Below are 5,354 nucleotides of genomic sequence, written 5' to 3' on the forward strand. Positions count from 1 at the left end.
GACGGTGTGCCGCTGAACACATGACCGCGATCAAACGCATCAAGGTTGATGCCGCTGTCGCCGCCGGATTTGAGGATGGAAAAATCCAGGATCAGGATCGCCAGGTACTCGGCGATCACCATCACCGACAGCAGCCGCGCCGACAGGTCAATCTTGCGATACCCCAGAATCGCAATGCTCGCCATCGCCATCAGCGAGTAGGACCACCACGGCAACACCAGCCCAAATACACTTTCCATGGTGCCACTGACGACCCCACCGAACATGCCATACAACCCGACCTGAAGAATGTTATAGGCAAACATCGCCAACACCCCGGCCGCGCCGCCTGCCAGGCCACCCAAACCACGTGAGGTGAACGCATAAAAACCGCCGGCATTGGTCAGGTGCCGGGACATGGTGGTGTAACCCACCGAGAACGCGAGCAGCACCAGCAACGCCAGGATCAGCAATGCCGGAGTACCGGCACCGTTACCCAACATGATGCCAATCGGGAAGCCACCGGCGATCACACTTAAAGGACTCGCCGCCGACACCACAAAGAAGATGATGAACCCGACGCCCAGGGCGCCACGCTTGAGCTCCGTGGAGCTGTTGATCGAGATAGGTACACTCATGTTGTTGACCTTATTGTATGAGGCAGTCGCTGTTGGGGTGGCCCGATTGAATTCCATCGGCACCAATTAGCGTTTTGTTTTAGTTGCGCGCTGAACTCGATCCTATGCCCGCCCCTGAACCGCTCGCTATCCCAAATCGGTAGCATCCGAGGCGCCGCCCCAAAACAGGTCGATGCGGCACCCGCAATCCGGCAGTCCTTGCCGATTCGGGATAACCGGCTGGCCGTTCCCTCCCGCATGCTAGCGTCACCCGCTCTATACCCAGATGCCGGCACCGATAATAAAAGCGAGGGCCTGGTCCACAGCCCATCGCAGCCAAGCCCTCTGCAGGAAGTCCCAGTCATGCGTTTAGCTCATCTCACTATCCAATGGCGGATCACACTCCTGAGCGGACTGTGCCTGCTGGCTGTCGTCGGCGCGCTGGTAGGCACCTCGGTGTACCAGAACCAACAAAGTGCAAAATTGCTGAAGGAGCAGAGCAGTCACCTGCTCGGGCAAGCCGCCGTGGAGCGCTTGCAAGCCCAGGCCGCTGCCCATGGCCAACAGGTCGAACGCTTTTTCAACGAAACGGCGCTGTATAGCGAAGGGTTCGCGCAACAGGTTCTGCAACTGCGCGATCAAACGCTCAATGGACGCCTCACGGCTGGGCAATTGCGCGAAGCGCTGATCAGCGTGACCCGTCAGACACTGCTCAACCGCGAAAAAGTGCTCGGCCTGTACGTCATCCTTCTGCCTGACGCGTTGGCGGGCGCAGACGCTAATTTCGTCGGGCAACGTGCACTGGCGAGCAACGAAAAAGGTCGTTTTGCGCTGTATTGGTCACAGAGCCAGCCGGGACAATTGGTCCAGGATGTGCTCACCGAGGCGCAAATCTTCACCAACACAGCGCCCCCCGGCAGCGAACCGACAAACGTCTGGTACACCTGCCCTCAAGCTCAAAGGCGCACTTGCGTGGTGGAGCCCTACACCAGTGAGGTGGAAGGCCAGAAAGTCCTGATGAGCAGCATTTCTGTCCCTCTGATCGCCAACGGCAAGATCCTCGGCGTGGTCGGCATGGACATTGGCCTCGACACGCTGCAAAAGCTGGCTGCCGACCTCGGCCAGGACCTGTATCAAGGCAACAGCGAAGTGGCCATTGTGTCGGCCTCCGGCCAGGTGGCAGGACGCAGCGGCGAAGTCTCCGGGACCACCCTCGATATACGCCAGGCTCTGCAACCCGTGGCAGGCAATCCACTCTGGCAACTGGAGATCAAGGTTCCCCAAGCTCTGGTGCAGGCACCCGCCCGGCAAATGCAAAGCGAACTGGACGACAAAAGCCGCCAGGCCAACTGGCTCAACCTTTGCCTGGGGGTATTGGCCAGTTGCCTCGGCATGTTGCTGATCTGGCTGGCCGCCTACGGGGTGACACGCCCGCTGCTGAAGGTGGCAGGCCTGCTTGATGCCATCGTCGATGGCGATGGTGACCTTACCCAACGCCTGCCCGCCGGGCGACGCGACGAATTGGGCCAATTAGCCAATGGGTTCAACCGTTTTCTGGACAAGTTGCAGCCAATTATTCGCGACATTCAAACCGCCTCCCTGGATACCCGCAACAGCGCCAATACCTCGTCGGGGATTGCCCGGGAAGTCAGCGCAGGGATGCAACGCCAGTACCGCGAAGTGGAGCTGGCCGCGACCGCGCTGCACGAAATGAGTGCCAGTGCCCAGCAAGTGGCGCGCCATTCCCACGGTGCCGCCGACGCAGCGACAGCCGCCGAAAGCGCGAGCCGATCAGGTCAAGCGGTGTTCTCCATCGCCGAAAGCAGCATCGAAAGCCTCGATCAGCGTCTGGACACCACCCTTAAGCAAGTGCATGCCCTCGCCGATAGCAGCACCCAGATTGGCCAGGTGCTGGACGTCATCAGCACCATCGCGCAGCAGACCAACTTGCTGGCGTTGAATGCGGCCATCGAAGCGGCCAGGGCGGGCGAACAGGGGCGCGGCTTCGCGGTGGTAGCCGATGAAGTCAGGCACCTGGCCAGCAACACCCAGAGCTCGGTCGAACAGGTCCGCACGGTGATAGAAATGTTGCAGCAGTTGAGCCAGGAGGTGGTGCACAGTACCCAGCTGAGCCGCGAGCAAGCCGGCAACAGCGTGATCCAGGTGCAACAGACCCGTGCGGCGCTGGAGAATATTTCCCAGGCCGTGGATGTGATCGAGCAGATGAATCAGCAGATCGCCAGCGCAGCCCTGGAGCAAAGCACGGTCGTGGAAGATATCAACCATCGGGTCAGTGGCATTCGCAGCATCAGCGAAACACTGACCAAACGGATGAGCGATGCCTCAACGGCCAGTGACTCACTCCATGAAATGGCCAACCATCAACAGCAGCTTGTCGGCCATTTTCGAGTGTAAAGGGGCACGGCAGGCTACCTGCCGGTGCTGACGTCTTGACTGAGTGACAGTTGCCGGCTTTCGACCATCGTTCATCGAGCCCCCCCATGATGCCCCCACGTTGGCCTGTTCTCGCTGATCGCGGCCTTCTCGCCATCGGCCAGCGTATTGATCGGTGCCCGCGGCTTTCTGGCTGTCGGCGCGGCGATGATGATGCCGGCTACGCTGGCCATCGTGCGGTTGACGTTCGCCGACCCGCGCGAGCAGGCGATGGCTTTCGGCATCTGGGCATCGGTTGCCTCAGGGGGCGCCGCGTTCGGCCCGGTGGTGGGCGGCCTGCTGCTGGAGCACTTCTGGTGGGGCTCGGTATTTCTGATCAACGTGCCTATTGTGCTGGTGGCACTGGTCCTCGGCGCGGTGTTGATCCCGAATCACCCGGGGGATGCCAAAAAGCGATGGGACTGGCTGGGCTCGCTGCAGGTCATGATCGGGTTGATCAGCCTGGCGTATGCCGTCAAGGAACTCGGTAAACGGGCGCCCTCCTTCGACGGCATGCTGGTGGCGGTCGTGCTGGGTGCGCTATTTCTGACACTGTTCATTCGACGCCAACGCCGTGCCGCACAGCCGATGCTCGATCTGGCGCTGTTCACTGCACCGGGCTTCAGAAATGCCGTCATTTCAGCAGTCGTGTCGGCCGCTGCGTTGATCGGCATGGAACTGGTGTTCAGCCAGCGCCTGCAACTGGTACTCGGCATGTCGCCGCTGGAGGCGGCATTGTTCATCCTTCCTCTGCCACTGGGCTCCTTCGTCGCAGGGCCGCTTGCCGGTTACTACCTGCCGCGCCTGGGAAACCGGCGGATGCTGTTCTGGACGTTGCTGCTGTCGTCAGCCGCGATGCTGAGCTATCTCTTGCTGTACAACGCTGCGGTTTACCTGCAAGTCGCCAGCCTTGCCCTATTGGGCTTGACGATTGGCGCTGCACTGACCGTTTCGTCCAGCACCATCATGCTCAGCGTGCCCGCCGATAAAGCCGGCATGGCCGCCTCCATCGAGGAAGTGTCCTTTGAACTGGGCGGTGCTGTGGGTGTGACGCTGGCGGGCAGTCTGTCATCGGCGATTTATGCGTATTCGGCGGGCCTGATGATTCCGGCATGGCTGACCCTGAACCCCGCGACATTCGAGAGTCTCGACGACGCGTTGGTCGTCGCCGAGACGTTGTCACCCGAAGGCCGCGCGATGCTGAGCGCATTCGCCCGTGCGGCGTTCGATGCAGGCTTCGTTGCCGTGCTGGCAGCGTCGGCAGTCCTGCTGTTGATCGCCTCGCTGCTGGTCATGCTGAGCAGACAGGCGCAGCCGCGCGAGGTCGCAGACCTTCCTTGGTAAGCAACGCGCAGATTTGGTTGAAAAGTTCTGCGTGGAGCCTTAAAGCTTGTGGCTACCCAATGCCTGGTACCGCTGCGGCGACGCCTTGCGAAGTCGAGCCGCCAGGAACACGCCACCCAGCAGGGCCGCGGGAATGATCGCGCAGAGACTGTATGACAAGGCCAGGCTGGCGCCCGTCAGTACATCGAAGTGCACCACCGCGAGTACCAGGACCGCCAATAGGGCAATGCAAGAGAAACCGGGGAAAATCCGCCCACGCCAGATCCCCACCTTGAGTTCGGGGTGACGCCGGAAAAAGAAGATTACCGCTACGGACGTGAGCGCCATCAACAAAATCACGCACAGCGTGGCCAAGTTGGACAGCCAGGCAAACAGCTGCAGGATCGGATCGGCATCCATGGCGGCGAAAATCAGTACCACCACCGCCGAGATAAGGCTCTGCAACGCCGACCCCATATGAGGACTCTGGTGCACCCGATGGGTAGTGCCCAAGCGGTGCGGCAACAGGCCGTCACGCCCAATCGCGTAGAAGTAACGGGCCGCGGCGTTATGAAACGCCAGCAGGCCGGCATAGATACTGACCATGAACAGCACCCGGATAATCTGAGTCAGCCAGGGGCCGACAAAGTGGTCGGACATGCCGTAGATAAACGTCGTCGGGTCCTGCAAGGACTGCAGCATCGGCACGATTTTGTCCGCACCCACGCCCACCACCATCGACCATACCGACAGTGCGTAGAAACCACCGATCAGCAACACCGAGCAGTAGGTGGCAATCGGGATAGTACGCTGCGGGTTCTTGGCCTCTTCGCCGTAAATTGTCGTCGCCTCGAAGCCGATAAATGCCGCGAAGCAGAACAGCAAGCCGATTGACGGTGTGCCGCTGAACACATGACCGCGATCAAACGCATCAAGGTTGATGCCGCTGTCGCCGCCGGATTTGAGGATGGAAAAATCCAGGATCAKGATCGCCAGGTACTC

Annotated in this window: 2 protein-coding genes and 3 pseudogenes; 3 read left to right on the top strand and 2 right to left on the bottom strand. The window is 60.6% G+C overall.

Going from position 1 to position 5,354, the window contains the following annotated elements:
- Nucleotides 1–617: APC family permease (locus AC1DIS_RS29695; RefSeq protein ID WP_477744685.1), on the bottom strand; the 617-nt coding region annotated here is incomplete at its 3' end.
- Nucleotides 618–959: 342 nt separating this feature from the next.
- Here AC1DIS_RS29695 and AC1DIS_RS29700 point away from each other — a divergent pair.
- From AC1DIS_RS29700 to AC1DIS_RS29710, 3 pseudogenes are all read left to right on the top strand, one after another.
- Nucleotides 960–2,153: pseudogene (locus AC1DIS_RS29700) on the top strand (PDC sensor domain-containing protein); the annotation flags it as partial.
- A gap of 318 nt (nucleotides 2,154–2,471) precedes the next feature.
- Nucleotides 2,472–3,011 (top strand): annotated as a pseudogene (locus tag AC1DIS_RS29705) (methyl-accepting chemotaxis protein); the annotation flags it as partial.
- Nucleotides 3,012–3,113: 102 nt separating this feature from the next.
- Nucleotides 3,114–4,373: pseudogene (locus AC1DIS_RS29710) on the top strand (MFS transporter); the annotation flags it as partial.
- A gap of 39 nt (nucleotides 4,374–4,412) precedes the next feature.
- Here the strand turns inward: AC1DIS_RS29710 and AC1DIS_RS29715 are convergent.
- A partial coding sequence (locus AC1DIS_RS29715; protein ID WP_477781283.1) for an APC family permease occupies nucleotides 4,413–5,354 on the bottom strand: 942 nt, incomplete at its 5' end.

The organism is Pseudomonas sp. 05N433 (assembly GCF_056396925.1).